This window comes from Arhodomonas sp. KWT2, from assembly GCF_041949875.1.
In the GTDB taxonomy this organism is placed as follows: domain Bacteria; phylum Pseudomonadota; class Gammaproteobacteria; order Nitrococcales; family Nitrococcaceae; genus Arhodomonas; species Arhodomonas aquaeolei.
The window spans coordinates 1-23,049 of the sequence record NZ_JBHFPQ010000016.1; the positions used below are offsets into that span (position 1 = coordinate 1).

General features: G+C 64.3%; 19 protein-coding genes and 1 tRNA gene. 4 read left to right on the forward strand and 16 right to left on the reverse strand.

Features of this window, described 5'->3' with window-relative positions:
* Positions 1-723: 723 nt before the first annotated feature.
* The 8 genes from ACEZHJ_RS00450 to ACEZHJ_RS00485 all read right to left on the reverse strand — a co-directional run bounded on the left by ACEZHJ_RS00450 (position 724) and on the right by ACEZHJ_RS00485 (position 8,906).
* Complete coding sequence (locus ACEZHJ_RS00450) at positions 724-1,710, reverse strand: glycosyltransferase family 2 protein (RefSeq protein WP_163140781.1); 987 nt, start codon at positions 1,708-1,710, stop codon at positions 724-726.
* Positions 1,711-1,726: 16 nt separating this feature from the next.
* Positions 1,727-2,719 carry a sulfotransferase gene (locus ACEZHJ_RS00455; RefSeq protein ID WP_163140778.1) on the reverse strand — a complete coding sequence of 331 codons (993 nt, stop codon included), beginning with the start codon at positions 2,717-2,719 and terminating at the stop codon, positions 1,727-1,729.
* A 30-nt stretch (positions 2,720-2,749) separates the two neighbouring features.
* Complete coding sequence (locus ACEZHJ_RS00460) at positions 2,750-3,778, reverse strand: sulfotransferase (protein WP_163140775.1); 1,029 nt, start codon at positions 3,776-3,778, stop codon at positions 2,750-2,752.
* Between the two features lie 25 nt (positions 3,779-3,803).
* Entirely contained in the window at positions 3,804-4,487 is a 684-nt protein-coding gene (locus ACEZHJ_RS00465; RefSeq protein ID WP_163140773.1) for a WbqC family protein, read from the reverse strand.
* A complete protein-coding gene (locus tag ACEZHJ_RS00470) occupies positions 4,484-5,623 on the reverse strand; it encodes a DegT/DnrJ/EryC1/StrS aminotransferase family protein (RefSeq protein WP_163140770.1) in 1,140 nt (379 codons plus the stop codon). Before ACEZHJ_RS00470 ends, ACEZHJ_RS00465 begins: the two co-directional genes overlap by 4 nt.
* 23 nt (positions 5,624-5,646) lie before the next feature.
* Complete coding sequence (gene rfbA, locus ACEZHJ_RS00475; RefSeq protein ID WP_163140768.1) at positions 5,647-6,543, reverse strand: glucose-1-phosphate thymidylyltransferase RfbA; 897 nt, start codon at positions 6,541-6,543, stop codon at positions 5,647-5,649.
* Between the two features lie 36 nt (positions 6,544-6,579).
* Complete coding sequence (locus tag ACEZHJ_RS00480) at positions 6,580-7,602, reverse strand: NAD(P)-dependent oxidoreductase (protein ID WP_163140765.1); 1,023 nt, start codon at positions 7,600-7,602, stop codon at positions 6,580-6,582.
* 179 nt (positions 7,603-7,781) lie between these two features.
* Complete coding sequence (locus tag ACEZHJ_RS00485) at positions 7,782-8,906, reverse strand: UDP-N-acetylglucosamine 2-epimerase (RefSeq protein WP_163140762.1); 1,125 nt, start codon at positions 8,904-8,906, stop codon at positions 7,782-7,784.
* Positions 8,907-9,020: 114 nt separating this feature from the next.
* On the opposite strand from ACEZHJ_RS00485, the gene ACEZHJ_RS00490 reads away from it, so the two are divergent.
* Entirely contained in the window at positions 9,021-10,358 is a 1,338-nt protein-coding gene (locus ACEZHJ_RS00490; protein WP_240466276.1) for a flippase, read from the forward strand.
* Positions 10,359-10,576: 218 nt separating this feature from the next.
* Positions 10,577-11,005: a pilin gene (locus ACEZHJ_RS00495; RefSeq protein WP_375036112.1), complete on the forward strand. Its 429-nt coding sequence runs from the start codon at positions 10,577-10,579 to the stop codon at positions 11,003-11,005.
* 19 nt (positions 11,006-11,024) lie between these two features.
* On the opposite strand, the gene ACEZHJ_RS00500 is transcribed toward ACEZHJ_RS00495, so the two are convergent.
* The 8 genes from ACEZHJ_RS00500 to sucC all read right to left on the reverse strand — a co-directional run bounded on the left by ACEZHJ_RS00500 (position 11,025) and on the right by sucC (position 19,703).
* On the reverse strand, positions 11,025-11,807 hold the full coding sequence (locus ACEZHJ_RS00500; RefSeq protein ID WP_163143732.1) for a GGDEF domain-containing protein: 783 nt from the start codon (positions 11,805-11,807) through the stop codon (positions 11,025-11,027).
* Positions 11,808-11,838: 31 nt separating this feature from the next.
* Complete coding sequence (locus ACEZHJ_RS00505; protein ID WP_375036113.1) at positions 11,839-12,327, reverse strand: hypothetical protein; 489 nt, start codon at positions 12,325-12,327, stop codon at positions 11,839-11,841.
* A 4-nt stretch (positions 12,328-12,331) separates the two neighbouring features.
* Positions 12,332-12,868 carry a permease gene (locus tag ACEZHJ_RS00510; protein ID WP_163143464.1) on the reverse strand — a complete coding sequence of 179 codons (537 nt, stop codon included), beginning with the start codon at positions 12,866-12,868 and terminating at the stop codon, positions 12,332-12,334.
* A 614-nt stretch (positions 12,869-13,482) separates the two neighbouring features.
* Positions 13,483-13,827, reverse strand: a complete 345-nt coding sequence (locus ACEZHJ_RS00515; protein WP_163143638.1) for a hypothetical protein — start codon at positions 13,825-13,827, stop codon at positions 13,483-13,485.
* Between the two features lie 394 nt (positions 13,828-14,221).
* A tRNA-Met gene (locus tag ACEZHJ_RS00520) sits at positions 14,222-14,298 on the reverse strand.
* A 679-nt stretch (positions 14,299-14,977) separates the two neighbouring features.
* Positions 14,978-17,194 (reverse strand): DUF3141 domain-containing protein, encoded by a 2,217-nt coding sequence (locus tag ACEZHJ_RS00525; protein ID WP_375036114.1) that lies wholly within the window; start codon positions 17,192-17,194, stop codon positions 14,978-14,980.
* Positions 17,195-17,625: 431 nt separating this feature from the next.
* The gene (gene sucD, locus ACEZHJ_RS00530; RefSeq protein WP_018716317.1) at positions 17,626-18,498 is read right to left on the reverse strand and encodes a succinate--CoA ligase subunit alpha; all 873 of its coding nucleotides are present in this window, start codon (positions 18,496-18,498) and stop codon (positions 17,626-17,628) included.
* A 35-nt stretch (positions 18,499-18,533) separates the two neighbouring features.
* On the reverse strand, positions 18,534-19,703 hold the full coding sequence (sucC, locus tag ACEZHJ_RS00535) for an ADP-forming succinate--CoA ligase subunit beta (protein WP_375036115.1): 1,170 nt from the start codon (positions 19,701-19,703) through the stop codon (positions 18,534-18,536).
* A 143-nt stretch (positions 19,704-19,846) separates the two neighbouring features.
* Here sucC and ACEZHJ_RS00540 point away from each other — a divergent pair, with 143 nt between their 5' ends.
* Complete coding sequence (locus ACEZHJ_RS00540) at positions 19,847-21,430, forward strand: PAS domain-containing sensor histidine kinase (RefSeq protein WP_375036116.1); 1,584 nt, start codon at positions 19,847-19,849, stop codon at positions 21,428-21,430.
* Positions 21,427-22,767 carry a sigma-54 dependent transcriptional regulator gene (locus ACEZHJ_RS00545; protein WP_375036117.1) on the forward strand — a complete coding sequence of 447 codons (1,341 nt, stop codon included), beginning with the start codon at positions 21,427-21,429 and terminating at the stop codon, positions 22,765-22,767. The genes ACEZHJ_RS00540 and ACEZHJ_RS00545 overlap by 4 nt, the downstream gene beginning before the upstream one ends.
* The last annotated feature ends 282 nt before the right edge of the window (positions 22,768-23,049 follow it).

The window sequence follows — 23,049 nt, forward strand, 5'->3', positions numbered from 1 at the left end:
CCGGGTCTTCGGGGTCGTCGTGGCGTTCGCGTGCAGTCGAATGTTCAGCGCCGGGCCTCCTCGGCTAGTGTGCTCAGCACCTCTCGGGCCAACCACAGAGGATAACTCCTCGGCGAGATGCAATCATCCGAGACCCTACACCTACCCTTCTCATTGCCGGTGTGCAGCAGGCTCGGACCACGACCCTGCATACGCTGTTATCCGAGTACCCGGCAATCCATGTGTCGCGTCACAAGGAACCGCATCTCTTTTCTCTCGGAGAGCTGACACAGCGGCAATTTGACCGCTATATGGAGTGGGTTTCCGCGGCATCCACCGAACAGACCCTAGGGGGGGGTCACCGATCTGCTCGTGTTTGCCGGGCACGATGGAGTCGGCGTTGAAGTGGCAGGGAGCGTAGTCCCAAGTCGTTCTGAATTCTCCGCGCCCCTGTGGCGGGGGGTTATCCGCATTACTGGCACGAGGTCGAGATGGGTTGCGAGTACCTGCCGTTTCGTGAGGCGTTGGCCCGCTACCATTCGTCGGGTCGGGATCTCTTCTATCCGAAATCGGTCACGATCAATCGGAATCGTCGGTCACGTTCCGCCGGAATCAGCGGTCACGATGGGCCGGAATACGCAGGTGGGCACCGACACCGACCGCCTCGAAAGGCCGCGAATCGCGCTTCCGGGCGGCATTGGCCACGTCAAACCCGACGAAACGCGCATTACTTCAGCGCTTCCTTTAAGGTCGCAGTTGCCGCAAGAGCAGAAACGCGCGCCGCCCAAGCTGAAATGCCAATCGGTTTCCGCGCATCAGTGCAAGCACCAATTGTGGAAGGCGTTGTCCCTTCAAGCGAATATGCCGGCTCACCTCCGTATACCTTTCTCTATCACCCCAGGCGAGAAACTGTAGTGCGTAATTGAGCCTTACGTAGGCAAGGCGCTGATTCAAAGCCGGCTCTGGGATTCCCGGCATTCTTCGGAGTCTTTCCGTGAAGTGGAGCATTCGTTCGAGGCTCTGTTCCAGTATCTGACCCTCAGACCGGTTAAAACGGTTCGTATACGATCCCGGAACACCCCGCCGATACACGGACATGGTCTCGGGCAGATAGAGCACACCGGGTCTTCCCACGATGGCTTCGATGAAGAAGTCCCCCGTCGGGGGCGTCCCATGAAGCCACCAACTCGGCATTGCCTGGGCGGCTTCTCGGCGCATGAGTACCGAAGCGGTTGGGGCGAACTGATTGTGCCTCGCGATAACCTTTTCTACCGGGACAATGGTCTCGACCGGGCCGTGGTCGAAGCCCTTCTTCTGCTTTCCCGTGCGCATGGAAAGCCGCATGGCCGGGTGCACGCAAAGGTCGATCTCCGGGTGACGTCGCAGGGCATCGACCTGTTTCTGTAGTTTGCGTGGATCGGTCCAGTAGTCGTCGCCTTCACACAGGGCGATGAATTCGCCTCGCGCCTTGGGGTAGGTGAAGCGCTTGGGGCGGCGGCCCCGGGAGAACTGGTTCTCTTCCTGCAATATCGGCAGCACCTGGCCGTCGTGTTCCTTCGCCACTTCCCGGATGATCGCTGCCGTTCGGTCCGTGGAGGCGTCATCATGCACGATGACCTCCACGGCAAAGTCGGTTTCCTGCATCAGAATGCCTTCGAGCGCCTGGCGGATGAAGGCCTCGTGGTTGAAGGCATGACAGATGACCGAGACGGTCGGGGTCTCGTTCAGCATTGCTGATCGCCCTCGGTCACGTGGCCAACCTGCCGAGCCGCTTCTGATAGAAAACCCGCTTTGCCTCCATGTTGGCTCGCACCTCGGGTTCCGGTGCCGCGGGGGCTGCCTCGTTTTCCCGGGCGAGGGCTTCCCTGATCCGATCGGATGACATCTTGGCCAGTGTCTCCTCGGGAGTGTCAGGCTCGTATCCCAGCGCATGCATTTCGGGAAGGCAGATGCTTTCGATGAGGGCGATTTCCTCCGCGGACAGGGCATCGCGGTACTTGCCGAAATTGCTGCTCATGACCGGTTTGCCGAGGTTTTCCCAGGCTGGGAGTGTCTGAGCGTTCCTCCGGGTCAGTTCGTTCTCGTGAAAGCCCAGCATGCCGGGATCGAAAGGCAGGCCGTAGAAAGCGCAGAGGGACCGCGTGACCTCTTCCGTCGCCGCGACCAATTCTTCGTAGCGGATCATCCGTGACACTCCGCCGTCACGGAGAGCGGCATGGTTTTTCATGAATTGCTGCTGGTCCCGTTTCCACTGCTGTGCCCCATGCGCGACACCGCCCGGATGAGTGGGATTGCGCGACCAGGAAAGCGCCATGTCACGAGGGTCGCGGACCAGATAAAGAAACCGCGCTTCCGGGAAGTGCGTCAGGAGGAATGGAGTGAACTCGTATAGCTGGTTTTCCTTGACGAAGCAGTGCTGCTTGCCGTGGGCCCGGGCTTCCTCGAGAAAGATGTTCCTCAGGAGGTCGGCGAGCTGTCCGGGAGGCGCGAGATCGAGAAGGTCATCCTGGCTGAAGGATGTCCTCCACTGTGAAAACGAGACTCCGATCAGTCGCTCGATATCCGTCAGCAGTTCGGCCCAGTGTCCCTTGTCGCTCAGAGGTTCGTAACGGAAAGCATTCCGCGTTACCGGATTGAACAGGTGCTTGGGGCTGGGCCCGCAGACGTTGTGATGTGCATCCATGATCTTGGTGATCAGGTTGCTGCCGCTGCGTTCGGAGCACATCAGGAAGATGAACATGGGAAGTCCTTGTCGAAACGTGTTGATTGTTCAGCCCGGAATGGCGCGATAGGCCCACTTTTGCATCTTCGACCAGGCCGCTTCGACCTCCTGTCGGGAGTACTCGACCAGTCGCCATTGGTTCGTGATCTGAAAAGAGTCGGGCCCGTTGTAGTCGGGAAGGTTTGTTGACAGCCCCAAGGCGGACAAGCGCTCCGTGATCCCTTCATGGTGGCCGCGTGGATCCTTGCAGAAGTCCTCGTAAGCGATGGTGAGTCGCCGATGGGCCGGCACAGACCGCATGCCGATCTCGATGGAGCGGTTGATGGCCGCGATCTGGCCGGCGACCGATTCCAGCGGGTCGAGGTCCTTGAGGTCGGGGTATTCGCGAATGCGGAACGAGTACCACTGGCGGATGTCGCCATACTGGCGCTTGCGGGCCTCCAGTGCCGACTGGATGTTGAACACCGGATCCCGGTGGATGTGCACGAACAACGCATTGTCGAATCGTGCACTCAGGGCCGGGATGTTCTGGTTCATGATCATCGCCTTGAGGGCGAAAGGGCGCTCGAAGACGTTGGCCAGTGCATTGAGTTCATCGCGCAGTCCATCCAGGTGTCCATGGCGCACCAGCTCGTCTTCGGGTAGATAGTCCAGCTCATCGAAAGGCAGGAAGCGCCGCCAGAAGTACCAGAATTCGTTGGGCGAGAGTGCTCCCCGGGTTTTGCCGTTTTCCGAGCGGAAGTCGATCTCGGAGTTGAAGTCGAGGATCTCGTCCCGGAAGTTGTAGCGCGGGTCCGTGAGCAACTGCTGGATCCGTGCTCCGACCAGCGGGGCCCCATAGAAACGCGAAAGCAGGTTGGTCGGGTAGGCGGCCTGCCCGGTCTGGGCCAGCCACTGCATGAACATGGTTGTTCCCGACCTCAGTGCGCCGTGCACGAAGATCTTGGGAAGGCGCTCGCCACCGGAGTCGGCGGTGACTTCATTGTTGGCCGGAGCAAGCCGACCGTTGACCTCTGCCAGCAGCGCCTCCAGCTCCGGGTTTCTATCGAATGACTTTGTGCGTGACTCTCGACTCATCTCGTGGACCGTTTTGATCGGAGCACTATTGGAACTCGATTGCATTCAGCTGACGATGGATTGCCATCTCGTCCAAGGTCATTAGGTGATGCAGGAACGAGGGTTGTGTCGCGATTCCCGGAGGAGTATCCGGAGGACATAGGAAAAGCAGCTCGACTCCTTGTGATGCGAATCGGCCAGGGTCGTAGAGTGATTTGCCGCCAGGTAGGTTGATGTAGCGGTCTGCTCCTAGTTCGCCGCATAAATGCAGGATCCGATTCTCGCCGGTAAGAGTTGGCTGAGGGTCGAGCTCACTTGAGCGGAAAAACTGGGTCTTGATGGGCAAATTTATCAGTGGCTTTTTGATGCTCGTCTCGTTGGTACTGGAGACAGAGCATTCAGCGCTCTCGCCCAAAATCTCCCTGACTAACGAGTGCCACGTATGGAAGCCCGGCTGATCCTTGTAGCAGTGCTCGATGGTTCTTAGCGCTTTGCCGTTGTCGTTGGCATAACTGTGCTCCCGGATGTGCCGGTTCTGGGAGGCCTTCCTGACAGGCAACGTAAAACGAACGACATTGCCCTTGCTGTCGATCACCTGGTTTCGATTTACGAACCCACGCTTGATGAAGTTGACGTCGTCCAGGAATACGAAGATATCGGCGGCCGCTACTAGCTGGTAGTAGCCGATGTACGGGAACAAGTACGGCTGCATGATGGCAACCGTGGTCACGAATTCGCCTCCGCTTCGACGCATATCGTCACGATCCGCTCGACCTGGTCCTCGCCCAGGTCCGGGTACATCGGCAGGCAGATGACGCGTTCCGAGGCATGCTGGGCGATTGGCCAGTTGCCGCCCTTTATCCCGGGCAGGTTTCCGTACATGGGGAACTCGGGGATAAGCGGGTAGAAATAGCGTCGTCCGTAGATGCCATTCTCGCGCAGCCGAAAGTAGAGTTCGTCCCGGCTCAGCGGATAATCGTCTTCCACGAAGATCGGGAAGTAGGCGTGGTTGTAACGTGTCGCCTGGCTGCGCGGCGGGCAGTGGATGCCTTGCACCTCGGCCAGTGCCCTCCGGTAGGTGTTGTCCAGCCGGGCCCGACTGTCGATGGCCTCATCAACATGCTTCAGCTGCGCCAGGCCGATCGCGGCCTGAAACTCGTTTATCTTGGCATTGAGGCCGGGGGCTTCGATTGTGGTCTCGTCGACGATGCCGAAGTTCCTCAGCCGCCCGATCCTTTCCTTGGTGACGGCATCGGGACATACGACAGCGCCGCCTTCGAAAGTGTTGAATACCTTAGTTGCGTGGAAACTGAGGATGGAGAAGTCGCCGTGTCGCAGGATACTCCCGCCCTCGTCCTCGACGCGAAAACCGTGGGCCGCGTCGTAGATGACGATCAGGTCGTGCGCGTCGGCGATGGACTGGAGTCGGGAAACATCGCAAACGTTACCGTAGACGTGAACGGGCAGTATGGCGCTGGTGTGGGGCGTTATGGCGGCTTCGACCTGTTCCGGGTCCAAGTTGAGAGTATCCGGCTCCACGTCGACAAACACCGGCGTGAGGTTGTTCCATAAGAGTGCGTTTGCCGTGGCAACGAACGTGTAGGGCGTGGTGATGACTTCGCCAGTGAGGTTGGCGGCCTGCAGTGCCGTGACGAGTGCCAGCGTGCCATTGGCGACAAGTGCCAGATGCTCGACACCCAGGTAATCCTCCAGTGCGGCCTCCAGTCTCTGGTGCAAGGGGCCGTTGTTGCTCAACTGCCGGTTTTCCCACATCTCCTCTAGGTAGGGGATGACTTCCTTGAGGGGCGGAAGTTGCGGACGGGTCACGAAGATCCGTTCGTCCTGATTTTGCTTATCATGGTTCATGTGCGGGAGTCTTAGTGTCTTGTTCAGATGCCGATCGAGTTGGTTGTTTCATCCTCGACCAGACTCAAGAGGTAACGGGTGTACCCGTTGCCGGGCATCTGCTCCGCTCTGGTGGTAAGGTCCCGGGCGTTCAACCAGCCATTCCGCCAAGCGATTTCTTCCAGGCAGGCGATCTTGAACCCCTGCCGGCGCTCGACGGTCTCAACGAACTGTGCCGCCTCAAGCAGGGTTTCATGCGTGCCGGTATCCAGCCAAGCGAAGCCACGCCCCAACCGTTCGATCTGGAGCGATCCGGCTTCGAGATAGGCGCGGTTGATATCCGTAATTTCCAGCTCGCCACGACGGCTCGGACTGACTTGTTTGGCGATGTCCACTACCTCCCCGTCATAGAAGTAGAGACCGGTCACCGCATATTGCGACTTCGGTTGGCGGGGCTTCTCCTCGATCGACAGCACTTGCCCCTGCCGGTTGAACTCAGCCACTCCAAATCGCTCCGGGTCCTTGACCTGATAGCCGAACACGGTAGCCCCATGGGTTCTCTGGTTGGCCTCGATCAACTTGGGGCTGAAATCTGGACCGTAAAAGATGTTGTCGCCAAGGACCAAGCACACGGGCTGACCATTGATGAAACGCTCGCCGATAATGAAGGCCTCCGCCAGGCCATTCGGTTGCGTCTGGGTGGCATATTCCAAGTGGATACCTAAGTGGCCTCCGTCACCCAGCAATTGCTGGAAGGCGGCCTTGTCCCGTGGCGTGGTGATGATCAGTACCTCCCGTATTCCGGTCAGCATGAGTACGGACAGGGGGTAGTAGATCATCGGCTTGTCATAGACAGGTAGAAGCTGCTTGGAAACGGCTTCCGTCACGGGAAAAAGACGCGTACCAGAGCCGCCAGCGAGGATAATGCCCTTACGCATCATTGCCTCCCTTATCGATGGTGTGTCGAAGGGCAATCATCAGTGATCCAGGTCGATGATCCCACCGTGCATGTCGGTCTCCCGGATGATTCGGTGCCAAGCAACCAGGTTCTGGTACCACTTCAGTGTGATGGTCTTATCCGTTTTCTCGACACGTCCCTGCTCAAGAGCGTCGTGAATCTCGCGCACGCCATCTTCGGCCTCGTAGCGGGCCTTGAAGCCCAGCGCTTCAAGCTTTCTGAAACTGACCTTGTAGGACCGATGATCGGGATCTCCGTACCAATTGATCTCCACGCAGGTGGGAATCGTTCCGGCCACGGCCTCGGCCAGTGTGCGCAACTGATAATTGTTGGCATCGGAGCCGACATTGAAGATCTCGCCGCTGACTTCGCCAGGCTCCGTTTCCAGCATGAAGACCATGGCCCGGACCGTGTCATGCACATGAACCATGGGACGCCACTGGTTTCCGTCACGAAGCAGTGGCAGCTTACCGGTAGCCCACGCGCCATGAGTCATGCCGTTGATCGCGAGATCGAACCGCATCCGGGGCGAATAGCCGTAGACCGTGGCCTGGCGAAGAACGATGGCACAGAAACGCTCGTCAGCCAGTGGAAGGATGCCTTCTTCGGCCTTTCGGTTGGCGCGGGCATAGGTCGTGAGCGGATTGACGGGGCTGTTCTCATGGACGGTTTCATCCTGAAACCCGTAGACACTGCAAGAGCTTGGCAGGATGTACCGCTTGACCCCCAGCTGTTTTGCCAGATGTGCCGTATGGACTCTCGACGTATGATTGATCTGCCACGTCGCGTTCTCGAAGAGTTCCCCGCTGGGATCGTTGGAGAGGGCGACGAGGTCGATTACATGATCGACTCCCGCAAGATGCTCCGGTCGCAATCGGCGGCTGTCTTCTCTGATCAGTTTCAGCCTTGGGTGAGTCGGTAGCAGTTCCCGTCCGAAGAAGAAACGATCAAGTACCCGAACGTCGTAGCCGCGATCAAGCAACTCAGGGACGAGCACGCAGCCTATATATCCTCCGCCTCCGGTGACGAGTACTCGATCCATGCAATCCTTCCTGATTTGAGCGTTGGGCCGACCGGTGTCGTTAGACAGTGACGGTCTTGGCATAAAGGGCGTCGTGATCCGCGCTTTCAATCATAACTGAACTCACTGCACAGGTCGGGGGTTACGGAGTTTGAACATGCCTTTGTCCACCGCATGCCCGGGCGTGCCGTGGCGGTCAATTAATGCGAAGGGCTCAGCCTTGAAGCGAGATCGTCGACGATGACTGAGACCGGGTGTTGTTTCGGTAGCTCCCTTGGCGGCTTAACTGTCACGGTACAAGTCCGATCGACGACGCTGGTGATCGTTTCCTTCTCGAACTTGGTCAATACGACGTTTGAGTTGAGCCCCTCCTGGCGTTCGGTCGCCATGCGCATGAGAAGCGTGGGGACACCCAGGTAGGACAGCTCTTCCTGGTTGCTGCCGCCGTCGCTGATCACCAGCCGAGAACGGGCGACCAGTTGCATGAACGGGACATAGGTCATCCGTGGCCGCAGTTCGATATTCGGGTTCTGCTCAAGCGACTCGAGCCAGCCAAGCTCGGTGAAACGCTTTTCGGTGGTGGGGTGCAGGACGAGGATCACCCGCAGCCGCTCGGCCAGCCGGCGGATGGTGTCACGAATGACTTCCATGCGTTCTCGGGAGTAGAGGTTCTCGAATCGGTGAACGGACACCACGGCGTAGGGGGCATTATCGACATTCCCGGACGCAGCCGACTTGTCCAGCGCGGTTCGCAGCGCATCGAGGATGGTGTTGGCCTGGGTGTCCACGATGGCCGTCCGTCGGCTGTCGACGTTGCCGCAGGCCCAGCTGCCCGGACAGTAGGCGATCCTGGCGACGCGGGAGACGAGGATGCGCGTGATCTCTTCGGGGAACGGGTGTTGCCAGTCGAACGAACGCAGGCCGGCCTCGACATGGGCGACGGTGGTCCCGGAAAAACGACCGACGAAGGCAGCCAACAGCGTGGTGAAAGTGTCGCCGTGCGCCAGCACGATGGTGTGTCTTCTTGGCCTGGGTGCCCAATCGGCCCGCCCGCGCCAGAGTCGCCAGGCGGTGCGCAGCATCCAGAAGCCGGCCTGGACCATTCCCTTGACCTCCGGGCCCTCGTACAGCCGTTCCCGGGGAGTGATTATGCCGAATTCGTCCAAGAGATCGTCGATGGTCGCCTGATGCTGCCCGGTCATCAGCAGTCGGTAGGCAAGGTGGCGGCGTTCGAGCTCGGCAAGGAGGGGCGCCATCTTGATGACCTGGGCGCGTGTGCCGAGGATGGCGACAAGGCGCGGTTTTTCCGCCGGCGTGACTGACATCAATCCCTGCTCTCCGCCCCTTGGCAAAGGGCCCCCGTTCCAGGCGTTAGCGTACCATGGCGAACGGGTCCCGGCCGCCGAGGGCCGGGCCGGTGAGATGGAAGCGAGGACAGCGTGTCGGGCAACAAGGAACATGGCGAGGCAAAACGGTCGAGTCCGTGGCGGGGCGAGGGCCTGGCAGCGCAACTGCTTCGAGGCGGTGCCGGGGGGCTGCTGGCACGAATGGCGGAGGTGCTGCTGGGCCTCGTGGTTGTCGTGTTGCTCGCCCGCTTGTTGGGGCCGGCGGGCTATGGGGTTTATGCGTTTGTCTTCGCGTTGACCGCTGTTGTCTCCGTGCCGGTGCGGTTGGGTCTTCCTCCATTGGTGGTGCGCGAGACGGCTCGGGGCCAGCGGGACGGTGACTGGGGGGCGGTACAGGGGATCTGGCGCTGGTCCAGTGGCGCGGTGCTGGTGCTGTCCCTGCTTGTCGCATGCATCGGGCTGTTCGGGCTTTGGGCGGGCTGGGCCCGGGGGGAGTCACTGCGAGAAACATTGCCATGGGGGCTCGCGCTGATACCGGTAATGGCGCTCGGTGCCATTCGGTCAGCCAGCCTGCGAGGTTTGCGCCACGTGGTAGCGGGCGTATTTCCGGAGCAGGTTCTGCGCCCCGCGCTTATGGCGGGGTTGTTGTTGGTGGTGGTGATACTGCCGGATGTGGGACTTTCACCCGCTGGGGCGATGGCGCTCATGTGCGGCGCGTCCCTGGTGGCGTTCCTCGTCGGAGCCATGTTGTTGAGGCGGTATCGTCCGCCGCCATTGCGACAGGCCAAACCGGTCTATCGCCAGCGAGAGTGGTTCAAATCGTCCTGGCCGATGGCCTTTACTCAGGGTACCGAGCAGTTCATGCGACATGCCGATGTGCTCATGCTGGGGATGCTTGCGGCCACGGTGGATGTCGGGGTCTACCGTGTCGCGGCACAAGGCGCTTTGATCGTTCCGCTCGCATTGTTTGCACTCAACATGACCGCGGCTCCATTTGTTGCCCGGCTCCACTCGGAGGGCGAGCAGGCGAAGTTACAGAAGCTCATGAATCGTCTGGCTCAGGCAGCGTTGGCCTTCGCGCTGGCCGTGACGCTCGTGTTTATCGTGTTCGGTGACTGGTTGCTGCACACGTTTTTCGGTACGGAATACCTCTCTGCCTGGCTGCCATTGCTGATTCTTGCGCTGGGGCAAGTGGCCAGTGCCGGATTTGGTGCCACTAGCATGCTGCTCAACATGGCCGGCCATGAGCGCGAAGTAACTCGGGTCTTGACGGTAGCTGCCGGGCTTAACGTGGTGCTCAATCTCCTGTTGATCCCCTCGTTCAGCGTGATCGGCGCGGCCATCGCTACCAGCGGGAGCCTGGTTTTCTGGAATGTCTGGCTGTGGCTGATAGTGAAATCACGCCTCAGCATTCGAAGCTCGGCGATCTAACTAGCAAACGCTGACGCAAAACGGCCCTCTCTACCCCTGCCCCTGACGCAGACGGGCAATCAGCGCGCCAAGAATTTCCAGCGTCACAGCTGGAAATATGGCCCATAAGCCAGTTAGAGCCCCTATCCGCCGGCATTTCAGAGGCTGGCACCATTCGTGCTTATTCGGAGGCCACGACTATAACGAAAAATGCGATATCAGAACGCTCAGGGGTAATTATGCGACGAGTACAGGATGGGTTCACCCTCATCGAACTCATGATCGTGGTAGCGATCATCGGCATCCTGGCCGCAATCGCGGTTGGCGGTTACATCGACTATACAGGCCGGGCGCAGGTGGCGGATACGCTCACCGTCACTGATGGCTTACGTAAGTCGTTAACCGAGTACTACAGCAACAAGGGTTCCTTCGCCAACGTTGCGAGTGACACGGGAATCACAAACTCGGCCGACCAGTTGAGCGGTACCTATTTCGATACCAACAGCGTGACCGTTACCAGTGGCGGCACGATGGAGGTCGCTATCGACAGCGGGGTGCACCAGGGGCAGACCTTCACCATGGTGCCCAAGACGGCTTCGGACGGCCGGCTGGTCGGATGGCGCTGCGGCGGGCTGGACGCTCAGTACCTGCCGTCGTCCTGTCGCTAGGGGTCCCAGGCCGGCAGATTTAGACAGCGGAGTGCATCGCCACGGTATCCCGGCCCGCCTCTTTGGCGGCGTAGACGGCACGGTCCGCGACATCGATGAGACGATGAATATCACCGGCGGACTCGGCCGCTGCTGCGGTCAGTCCCAGGCTCAGCGTCACGGGGATGGCGGGCCCTTCCGACTGCCGCGCCATGACAGGACTCGCTGCGATGGTCTGCCGCAGCCGCTCGGCAATCTCGGCAGCGGACTGCTCGTCGGTATCGGGCAGCAGTGCCGCAAACTCCTCGCCACCGAAGCGGCAGAGCAGGTCCGTCTCGCGCAGGCCGCCGGCGATGCGCCGGGCCAGGTGGCGCAGCACCAGGTCGCCCACGATATGCCCGTGGGTGTCGTTGATCCGCTTGAAGTGGTCGACGTCGACAAACAGCAGGGCGACGTCACTTCCGCGCCGACGCGAACGACTCAGCACGTCCTCGCCTGCCTCGATTAACGCCCGCCGGTTGGGGAGCCCTGTCAGCTCGTCGGTTCGCGCGAGCCGATGGAGGGCGAGCTCGGCCTCGTCGAGGCGCTCGATCAGGGCGAACTGCATGCCGGTGATAGGCGGGGTGAGCACCACCGGGACGATAATGGCGATGATGTAGCCGAGGAACGGGTCCTCGATGCCATCGAGTGTCATGGCCACCGCCGTTATGGCGAGTGACACCACGGTGGATACAAGCGTGAAGAGCGCGACCGCGCGCACGGCACCGAGCCGGCGGACGATCCGGCGCTGCCACTCATAGGATGCCCGGCCCCCCTTCTCCATCGAACCACTATAACCGAGTGGGCTGCCGACCTCAGCCGGTAACGAGCATGGCAAGGCCGCCGGCCAGGGGGGCGAGCATCACGCTCACGAGCCAGCGGCGCCACACGAACGCCCAGCCCATCATCGGCAGCTCGAAGGTGAGGACGCGGTGCAGCGCGAGCACGGACCAGGCGGTGAGCATGGCGATCATCTGCGGCACGCCCACCCCGGCGTGCGCGAGCACCAGGACGAGGGGAAACGAGACCGACGGGCCACCGGGCAGCGCGCCGCCGAGCACGGAGGCCAGGAGCACGCCGGGCAGCCCGGAGGACGAACCCAGCACGCGGGCGAACCACTCGGGCGGAATGAGCTCGGCAACGAAGCTCGCCGCGACGATCGCGACGGGCAGACGCACGAGCAGCGGCCGTAGCTGATGCAGCCCCAGGCGCCAGACGGCGCGGTGCTCAACCCCGGGGTGACGGTGCGCGGCGGCGGCCGTGGCCGCGAGCAGGACGGCGACGGTGAGGTAGGCAACGCCCACGTACTCAGTCCCCTCGCGAGTGACGCGTCAGCGCCATGACGGCGGCACCGGCGATCAGCGGCAGGGGCAGCGACACCAGCAACCGCACCGCCGCAAAGTCGGCGCCAAAGAACGGGATCTCCCACACCAGGACCCGCTGCAGCCCGAGCACGGACCACGCGGTTAGGTAGGCCACGCACACCGGCAGTGAAGCCCCGACCCCGCGCAGCCCCACGACCAGCGGAAACGCCGAAAAGGGCCCGCCGGGGGTCACGGCACCGGCGAGCGTCGCGAGCAGCAGGCCGCGGACGCCGCTCCCCGCCCCCAGCCAGCGTTCGGCCAGGCCCATCGGCAGCATTTGCTGGATATAGGCGGCCAGCATCACCGCGAACAGCACCAAGGGCAGGACCATCAGCAGCAGGCCCGCGGCGTGCCCGAATGCGGCGCGGACGGCCGCATCGCCCTTGATCCACCACACCGCCGTGCCAGCGCTGACGGCGAGGACACCGAAGAACAGGGTGACTCGGTCCACGAGCAGGCCGTGGCCACGGGATCGTGCCATTCGCAGGCTCATCGTTCGGGAATGAACGGTGAGGATGCGGTATCGCCGCATGTCTGGCAACCAGCCGGGGATGTCGCACACGGCCTGTAGCCGTGCACGACCTACCGTTCCGGGCCCCTCGCCCTTCACGGGAGAGGGGTTGGGGAGAGGGTGTGGCCTGGCACGTGGATACGCCGTCGCGGACCCGCCGGGTAGGTCGTGCGCCGAAGGCGTGCGACAACACGGGACATGTCGCACACGGCCCATGGGCGTGGGCGACCTACCGTGGCGTTCAGAGGAGCCCTGGTGGCCTGGCCATTCGGGCCGTGCCGTTGGACACGGGTTTCCCGCACCGCCATGACGCTGGTTGTTGGTGGCCTCCCGGCCATTCCAGCGATAGCCGGGCAACGGCAGAGACGCCAGGGCGTATCCATGACGGGGGACGCCCTCCGAGCGAGCGGTCCGTGACGGTGGCCCACCAAAGGCAAACGCCGTAGCCCGGGGGCTACGGCGTTATCAAGGAGGGGAAAGGAGTCAGGTCAGGGCCCGGGGGCGTCCCTGGGGAGCCCCGGGCTCCGTCAGTGTCGCGTGGCGTTACTCGGGGACGGACATCACCCGCGACAATGACACCGGCCTTAGCCGGAGACGCTATCGCTCACCGGGCTGACCTTGCCGTAGTACACGCGGCCGTCCGTCTTCACAGCGCGCACCGGCTCGGTCGTCGGCCCCGACCGCACGGGATTGATGTCCTGCTCCATCAGCTCACCGCCGAGCAGCCGCGGGTCGATATCCGCGTCCGCCGGGCCGGCGAAGTGAGCCGACAGCCCCGCATCGGCCTGAACACCGGCCGGGGTGAGGTCCTGCGGCGAAACCCGGCCGCCGAGCGTTCCGTTGTTACCCACGGAAGCGGCACCGGCAGTGGCGGAGCCAAGGCCCAGGGTGATGGCTGCGGCGAGTGCGGTAATGGTCGTCTTGGTCATGGTAATGCCTCCTGTGATTTCTCATTCCCAAAGAACGATAGCATCCTATCATAATAGTTCGTAAACGGACTATATGTGCGCTATTAAAAATGGCGATCGTGACGATTGAGCGTGTATTCACGGCGAATCCTGCCAGGACCGCTGGTACTGCGGCTGGAAGCCGTCGAATTCAATGCCCGGTTCGCCTCGCATCGGTATCGGGGCAGGAGATGGACATACGCAAGGGATGAACGGCGCAGCCGCGGTTCGGGATTCAACCGCCACCGGAATGGAGCGCCGCGCTCACGATCGGACCATGGACCAGCGAAGGACGCAGCATTGGCACACGCCGCTGCGAGTCGGGAGGCGCGGATGTATGGATACGCCAGGAGAACAGTTCCGGGAGGGAGAGGAATGGTGGCTACGGGTGGATTCGAACCACCGACTCCCACATTATGAGTGTGGTGCTCTAACCAACTGAGCTACGTAGCCACGGTATCGCGTTCAGCGAGCGCGTATTTTTGCCTCGGTGACCCGCGCTGTCAAGCGCGGGCCAGCACGCGCTCCTGCGGTGAACGGCCTACGGGGGGCAGGCCACACCCTCTCCCCAACCCCTCTCCCGTGGAGGGAGAGGGGCTCGGAGCGCAGGTCGGGCATGATCAAAGGCCCGTGTGCCACCCCGTCACCGACGTGGGGTCGTGGGGGCGTTATACCGTCTTCGGTGCTCGATCTCCCCCGATCGCCGCGCCGGCGGATGTCGGCTGCCAGGAGCAGCCGACCTACCGCAGAGACCCGGCGGTGACAGATCACGCAGGTTGGCTGCCAATGGCAGCCAACCGCGGCAGAGACCCGGCGGGGACAGGTCACGCAGGTTGGGTGCCTATGGCAGCCAACCTCGGCTGTGACCCTGCGGTGTCCGTTCACGCAGGCGGGCTGCCAATGGCAGCCGACCTACCGCAGAGACCCAGCGGTGACCGGTCACGTAGGTTGGCTGCTCCTGGCAGCCAACATCCCGCCCCGTTGCACCGGCTGACTCGCAACGGCATAGCCACGCGCCGGGCACACCCTCTCCACAACTCCTCTCCCGTGGAGGGAGAGGGGCCCGGAGTGCGGGCGGGCACGGCGGCAGGCCGCGTGCGACGTCTCCCCGTACGGCCCCGGGACCCTGCGATCAGGACGTCGCCGCAAGCTCGGCCTTGGCCTGCTCGAACAGGGCGCGGACCTGGTCGTACCGGGCCGCCGCGTGCTCGGAGAGATCGCCGCTCGCGGCGAGGACATGGTCCAGATGTCCGATATGAGCATCGATGGTCTCGGCGCTCTCGCCGCGGAGGAGATCGGGGATCGCCTCCAGGGCCGCGTTGCGGTCCAGGCGGAGGATGAAGAACTGGTCCCGTACCAGGCGCTTGTAGGACGCGAGGTCGGTGGCCGGCTCCAGCTCCGCGCGGGACGCCCGCAGGCGCTTGAAGTTGCGCTCGTCGGTGCCCGGGGCCCCGCCAAGGATGTAGATCACCGAACGCATCAGCGCCTCGTGGGCACCACCCTCGGCAATGTGGTGACGCAGCTCGGCCTTGCGCCGCTCGATGAAACGCCGGTGCTCCGGCTCCGCCCCCGGACGCCGGCGATGCACGTGCGCGTCGCCGTGCAACCCCACCAGCGCCTGCAGCAGCGGCTGGCCGTAGAGGTCGATGAACATCCACTCCATGGCGCGGTCGCGGAGATCGCGGAAGGTATTGAGGCCGAAGACGATCTCGTTGGAGACTAGCCCCTCGATCACACGGAAGGGGTTGTCCTCCGACACCGGGTGGCGATCCTCGCGCACGCCCTCGGCGAGCGCCGGCAGCCCGTACATGAACGGGTTGCGGTCGCAGAAGACCTTGTAGCGCAGGCGGCTGGGGTGCAGCCGCCGGATCCAGGTCGCAAGGTCCGGCGTGACCGTCGCCCGCACCCACGGCTGGACGAACAGCCGGTAGAGACCGAGGTTGATCTCCGAGACCCTCGCCACGGTGGCGAAGCGGGTGTCGTCCTCGGGCCGATGCTGGATCTCCTCGTCCAGATCCTCCACCGAGCGCTGCTGGAACTCCAGCAGGTAATCGCGCTCCGGCGAGGCACCGGCAGTCATCTCGTCAGCGGGGGTGACAGTGGTCTCGTAGAGCCCGGGCGGCAGGACGTCGATGTAGTCCATGTTCGCCGTGAACTCGGTGTGCTCCTTGCGCGAGACGCTGCCCGAGACGAAGATCCCCAGGTGTCCGGTGGTGTCGTGCACGCAGTACACGATCGTCTGGACGTTGGCGATGATGTCGTCCACGCCCTCGTAGAGATCGCGGATCCAGCCCAGCGCCTGGGGCGGGGGCGTGATGTTGTCGCCGCGGGAGCAGAACACGACCACCGGCGAGCGGACGTTGCGCAGATCCACCCGCCGCCCATCCCGGGTGACGAGCTGGGCGGTGGACAGCCGGTTACCGACGAACAGGTTGTCCACGATGTACTGGATCTCCTGGGCGCCGAGGAAGACGTGCCCGCCCCACCAGCGCTCGAACTCCAGGTACCGGTCCGCCTCCGTGTCGATATTGGCGTAGAGGTTGTACTGCTTGGCCCAGTAGGTGTTCGCCGGGTTGAGGCGCTCGAAGTTCTGCACCAGCCAGGCGCCGTCGAACAGCCCGTTGCCGAGATCGCTCAACAGCGCGGTGGTCCAGCTGCCCCCGGTCATGCCGCCGGTGTAGCGCATCGGCGCCCCGCCCCGCTCGCCGGCCCAGTAGGACAGTGGCGCACCGGCGATGAGGATCGGGCCGAAGACGTCCGGCTCCAGCGCCGCCGCCATCATGATCTGCCAGCCGGCCTGGCAGTTGCCCACCACCATGGGCCGCTCGGAAACGTTCGCGTGGCGCTCGCCGACATGGCGCAGGAAGGCGATCTCCGCCTCCACCACGTCCTCGACGGTCTGGCCCGGCTCCGGGTACGGCAGGAAGCCGATGAAGTAACAGGGGTGGCCGGCACGCAGTGCCACGCCGATCTCGCTGTCCGGCTTGAAGCCGCCGATGCCCGGACCGTGCCCCGCCCGCGGGTCGACCACGACGAACGGACGCTTGGACGGGTCCTCCTCGACGCCCTCCGGCGGCTCGATGCGCAGCAGCTCGTAGTTGACCGGCCGCGGCAGATCGCGGCCGTTGACCAGAACCTCCGCCTCGAAGCCGAGCACATTGGGCTTGGTCTTCTCCATGTGCTCGAGGTACTGATTGCCACGCTGGCGCATGACATCCATGTACAGCACGCTGCGCTCCAGCGCGTCGCGCCAGTACTCGTTGGCGGCACGGACGACGCCGAAGGGATCGAACATCGGCAACGGGTCAACCGGCAGGGGCGGCATCATCATGGCGCTATTCACTTCCATCAGAGGATTGGCGTGACTGCGGGCGGACCGACCCGCCACGGACATCGCGGAACCGGTACGCCGGGCACCGGGATACACGAGTCCGGCGGGGAGGGACGGACAATGCCACGGGGGATTCGGCCGCCGGTCGCCGCAGCCTGGGGCGCGACGTTCCACGGAGTGAGCGGCCTATCACAGTCACGCCTGCATTCTTGCCACTGCAACGATCCACAGTCAAACGGAATCCGACGGGCATCAGGTGCTTGCCGGTCCAGCCCGGAAGGATGGATTCAGGCTCGCCTGCGGGAAACCGGCGGGTAGTGCCGGTAACGATCGGGGAGCATTCGGCGGGAATAGCCGGGGCAGGCCCTCAGGACCTGCCCGGCCCGCCCCGCAAGGCGGGGCTGAACGGGGCGGCGAGCGTGCCGGCCGCCCCGCGGGGCATCACCGCTTCAGCCGGTGAAGAACTCGTTGATGCGCGCACCGATCTCCGCGGGGGAGCGCACCGTGGCGACACCGGCCTTCTCCAGGGCACCGAACTTGTCGTCCGCCGTGCCCTTGCCGCCGCTGATGATCGCGCCGGCGTGGCCCATACGCTTGCCGGGGGGCGCGGTGACGCCCGCGATGTAGGCGACGACCGGCTTGCGCACGTTGCTCTGGATGTACTCCGCGGCCTCTTCCTCGGCGGTGCCGCCGATCTCGCCGACCATGACGATGCCCTTGGTCTGACGATCGGCCTCGAAGCGCTCGAGCACGTCGATGAAGCTCATGCCCTGGATCGGGTCGCCGCCGATGCCCACGCAGGTGCTCTGGCCGAGGCCCACGTCGGTGGTCTGCTTGACCGCCTCGTAGGTCAGCGTGCCGGAGCGGCTGACGATGCCGATGGAGCCGGCCTTGTGGATCTGGCCGGGCATGATGCCGATCTTGCACTCACCGGGGGTGATGACGCCGGGGCAGTTCGGCCCGATCAGGGTGGCGTCGTAGTCCGCCAGCGCGGCCTTGACCTTGAGCATGTCCTGCACCGGGATGCCCTCGGTGATGCACGCGATGACCTTGATGCCCGCATCCGCGGCCTCGAGGATCGCGTCCGCGGCGAAGGCCGCCGGCACGTAGATCATGCTCGCCTGGGCGCCGGTCTCGGCGACGGCGTCACCCACGGTGTTGAACACCGGGCGGTCCAGGTGGGTCTCGCCGCCACGGCCCGGGGTGATACCCCCGACGATGTTGGTGCCGTAGGCGATGCACTGCTCGGCGTGGAAGGTGCCCTGCTTGCCGGTGAAGCCCTGCACGATCACCTTCGTGTTCTTGTCGACAAGAATGCTCATCTCGCTTGAACCTCGTTGCTGATCCGAATGTCGCGTCAGGCGCCCACCGCGGCGACGACCTTCTTGGCGCCGTCGGTGAGGTCGTCAGCGGCGATGATGTCCAGGCCGCTGTTGGCAAGGATCTCCTTGCCCTTGTCGACATTCGTGCCCTCGAGGCGCGCGACCACCGGCACCTTCACGCCGACCTCCTTGACCGCCTCGATGATGCCCTCGGCGATCATGTCGCAACGCACGATGCCGCCGAAGATGTTCACCAGGATGCCCTTTACGTCCGGGCTCGCGGAGATGATCTTGAACGCCTCGGTGACGCGCTCCTTGTTGGTGCCGCCGCCGACGTCGAGGAAGTTGGCCGGCTCGCCGCCGTGGAGCTTGATCACGTCCATGGTGGCCATCGCCAGGCCGGCGCCGTTGACCATGCAGCCGATGTTGCCGTCGAGGGTGATGTAGTTCAGGCCGTGCTCGGCGGCCTGCACCTCGGTCTCGTCCTCCTGGCTGACATCGCGCATGTCCGCGATCTCGGGCTGACGGCCGATCTCGATGGCGTTGTCGTCGACGTTGACCTTCGCGTCCAGCGCGAGCAGGTCGCCCTCAGCGGTGAGGATCAGCGGGTTGATCTCGATCAGCGAGAGGTCACGGTCGGTGAACGCGCTGTAGAGCCCGCTCATGATACGGGTGAGCTGCTTGATCTGATCCTTGCCCAGGCCCATGCCGAAGCCGAGCTCGCGACACTGGTACGGCTGCAGGCCGGCCGCCGGGCTGACCTTGACCGTGAGGATCTTCTCGGGGGTGCTCGCGGCCACCTCCTCGATATCCATGCCGCCCGCCTCGGAGGCCATGAAGGTGACGCGCTTGGAGGCGCGATCGACCACGGCGCCGAGATACAGCTCGCGCTCGATGTTCAGCCCCTGCTCGATCATCACCGCGTTGATGGGCAGGCCCTTGTCGTCGGTCTGGTGCGTGACCAGCCGCTCGCCGAGCATGGACTCGGTGTACTGCACGACCTCGTCGAGGCTCTTGGCGAGCTTCACGCCGCCGGCCTTGCCGCGGCCGCCGGCGTGCACCTGGGCCTTGACCACCCAGACGCTGCCGCCGAGCTTCTCGGCCGCCGAGCGCGCCTCGTCACCGCTACGGGCGACGTATCCCTTCGGGATTGCGATGCCGTATTGCGTGAATAGATGTTTTGCCTGAAATTCGTGGAGATTCATTGATGCGCCCTACCTCCGTGAAAAAGCCCCGGTATTCTCCACCAATCCCCGGGGCAGATCAAAAGCGAACGGGGCGTCATGTTGACTAGTCAGTCAGTTTTTGATGGGCACTGGCCGACAACAACGACCTCACGGACGGCCATATGACAACGACACCGCCGCAGAACGCCAACGGCCGCGCGGCCCTGACCTGGCGCCCGCTGCTGATCTTCTCCGCCTATCGCGTGGTAGTGGCCATCCTGCTGCTGGCCGGCATCGCCCTCGGCGGCAATGCCGGCGTGTTCAGCGCGCTGCAACCCGGGCGCTTCACCGCCGTCTCCCTGCTCTACGTTGCCGCGGGCACGCTGTTCCTGATCGTGGCCTGGCGACGGGTGGAACCCTTCGTGGTCCAGGTGGTGGCGGGCGTGCTCATCGACGTCGTCGCCATCGCCCTGCTCAGCAGTGCGCTCGGCAGCAGCGAGACCGCGATCGGCGTACTGCTCATCACCGCCGTGGCCGGCGGCAGCCTGCTCACCGGCCTGCGTCTGGGCGCCTTCTTCGCGGCCGCGGCGACCATCGCACTGCTGGTGGTGCAGACGCTCGCCCGGATCGCCGGTCACGCCGAGACCGACGGCTACACCCAGGTGGCACTGCTCGGCATCGCGATCTTCGTGACCTCCTCCGCGGCGGCCCTGCTCGCCCGCCGCGCCCGGGAGAGTGAGGCGCTGGCCGCCGAGCGCGGCCTCGACGTGGCCAACCTGGAGGCGCTCAACGCGCACATCGTCCAGCGACTGGATACCGGGGTGATCGCCCTGGACCGCGACGGCCGCATCCGCCTGGCCAACCGCCTGGCCGCCGGCATCATCGGTAGCCTCGACGGCGAGACCCCCACCCTGGCGGAACGCGCACCCGCCCTGCAGCGGGCGTTCGAGGCGGGCGGGAACACCGAGCGCACACCGATCACCGTCAGCGGCATCGACTACCTGCCCCGGTTCGTCCCCGTGGGCGACAGCCAGCGCGGCGGGACACTGCTCTTCCTCGAGGACCTCACCGCGGTGCGTGCCCAGATCCAGCAGGCCAAGCTCGCGTCCATGGGCCGGCTGACCGCGAGCATCGCCCATGAGATCCGCAATCCGCTGTCGGCGATCATGCAGGCCACCCAGCTCCTCGGCGAGGCGGACTACCTGCAGGACGGCGACCGCCGGCTGGTGGGGATCATCACCAAGCAGAGCCGGCGGCTGAACGAGACGGTGGAGAACGTCCTCCAGCTCTCCCGCCGCTCCCCCGCCCAGCGCGAGACGGTCGATCTGGCCGAATGGGTGCCCCAGGTGGTCTCGGAGTGGCGGGCGGCGTTCAGCGGCGGCGAGGTGGAGGTTCAGGCCACGGCGATCGCCGCCCTTTTCGACCGCTCCCACATGCGCCAGGTCCTGGAGAACCTGCTGCGCAACGCCATGGACCACGCCGGCGAGCACCCGGCGGTGACCGTGGTCACCGGCCGCGACGAACGCGGCGCGCCGTACCTGGAGGTGCGGGACAACGGCCCGGGCATCGACGCCGAGATCCGGGACCACCTCTTCGAGCCCTTCGCCACCAGCCGCCGCGGCGGCACCGGCCTCGGCCTCTACCTCTCCCGCGAACTCTGCGAGGCCAACAGCGCCCGCATCGAGCTGCGCCCGGAGGAGACAGGGACGTGCTTTCGGGTTACCTTCGCGGCGCCGGACGGAGCACAGCAGGGAGGGCAGGCATGAACAGACCGCAGGCGCTGATCGTCGACGACGAGGCGGACATCCGCGACCTCGCCGAGCTCACGCTCGGGCGCATGGACATCCAGGCGCGCAGCGCCGCCAACCTCGCCGAGGCCCGGCGGCTGCTCGAGCGCGAGGCGTTCGGCCTGTGCCTGACGGACATGCGCCTGCCGGACGGGGACGGCCTCGACCTGGTGCGCCACATCACCTCGAACTACCCGCACATGCCGGTGGCCATGATCACGGCCTACGGCAGCATCGACACCGCCATCCAGGCACTCAAGGCCGGCGCCTTCGACTTCGTCACCAAGCCCGTGGATCTCTCGGTGCTCCGCCAGCTCGTCGAGCACGCCCTGCGCCTGAGCGAGTCGCCGGCGGATCGCCGCTCCCGGGACATCCTCCTCGGCGAGTCGTCGCCCATGCGGGCCATCCGCTCGACCGTGGTAAAGGTGGCGCGCAGCCAGGCCCCCGTGTACATCTGTGGCGAATCCGGCACCGGCAAGGAGCTCATCGCCCGGCTGATCCACGACAAGGGCCCGCGCCGCGGCGAGCCGTTCGTGCCCGTGAACTGCGGCGCCATCCCCGCCGAGCTCATGGAGAGCGAGTTCTTCGGCCATCGCAAGGGCAGCTTCACCGGTGCATCAAGTGACCGCGAGGGCCTGTTCCAGGCCGCCCACGGGGGGACGCTGTTCCTCGACGAGGTCGCGGACCTGCCGCCGCACATGCAGGTCAAGCTGCTGCGCGCCATCCAGGAGAAGGCGGTACGCCCGGTAGGCAGCTCCAGCGAGGTGCCCGTCGACGTGCGCATCCTCTCCGCCTCCCACCGCGACCTGGACGCCCTGGTCGCCGCCGGCGAGTTCCGCCAGGACCTCTTCTACCGCATTCACGTCATCCAGGTGCGCGCCCCCTCGCTGCGCGAGCACCCGGAGGACATCCCGCTGCTGGTCGACCACATGCTCCGGGCGATCACCGGCGAGACGGATCACGGCTTCACCCTGAGCGACGACGCCCTGCGCACACTGCAGTGCTACCGTTTCCCCGGCAACGTCCGCGAGCTGGAGAACGTCCTCGAACGTGTGGTCGCACTCAGCGACGGCAGCACGGTCACGGCCACCGACCTCAACCTGCCCGAGGACGGCATGATGGCAAGCCCCGCCGTCCCCCTGACCCCGGAGCCCGGCGACGGCTTCGAGCTGGAGTCGTACCTGGAGGACATCGAGCGCGGCCTGATCTCCCGGGCGCTGGAGAAGAGCGGCAACAACAAGACCGCCGCCGCCCAGCTTCTCGGCATCAGCTTCCGCGCCCTGCGCTACCGGCTCAAGAAGCTGGACATGGAGTAGCCGGGACACCGCACCGCCTGCCACCGTACCCAACCGCCACTCCGGATTCCTCTCCCTTCACGGGAGAGGGGCTACGGCCTGTGACCTTGCCGACCCACGCTCCGGGCCCCCCTCCCTTCACGGGAGAGGGGCTACGGCCTGTGACCCTGCCTACCCACGCTCCGGGCCCCTCTCCCTTCACGGGAGAGGGGATGGGGAGAGGGTCTGACCCGGCACCTGGATACGCCGCTGCGAGTCGGTCGGTGCCGTAAGGCGGGGTGTTGGCTGCCGTGAGCAGCAAGC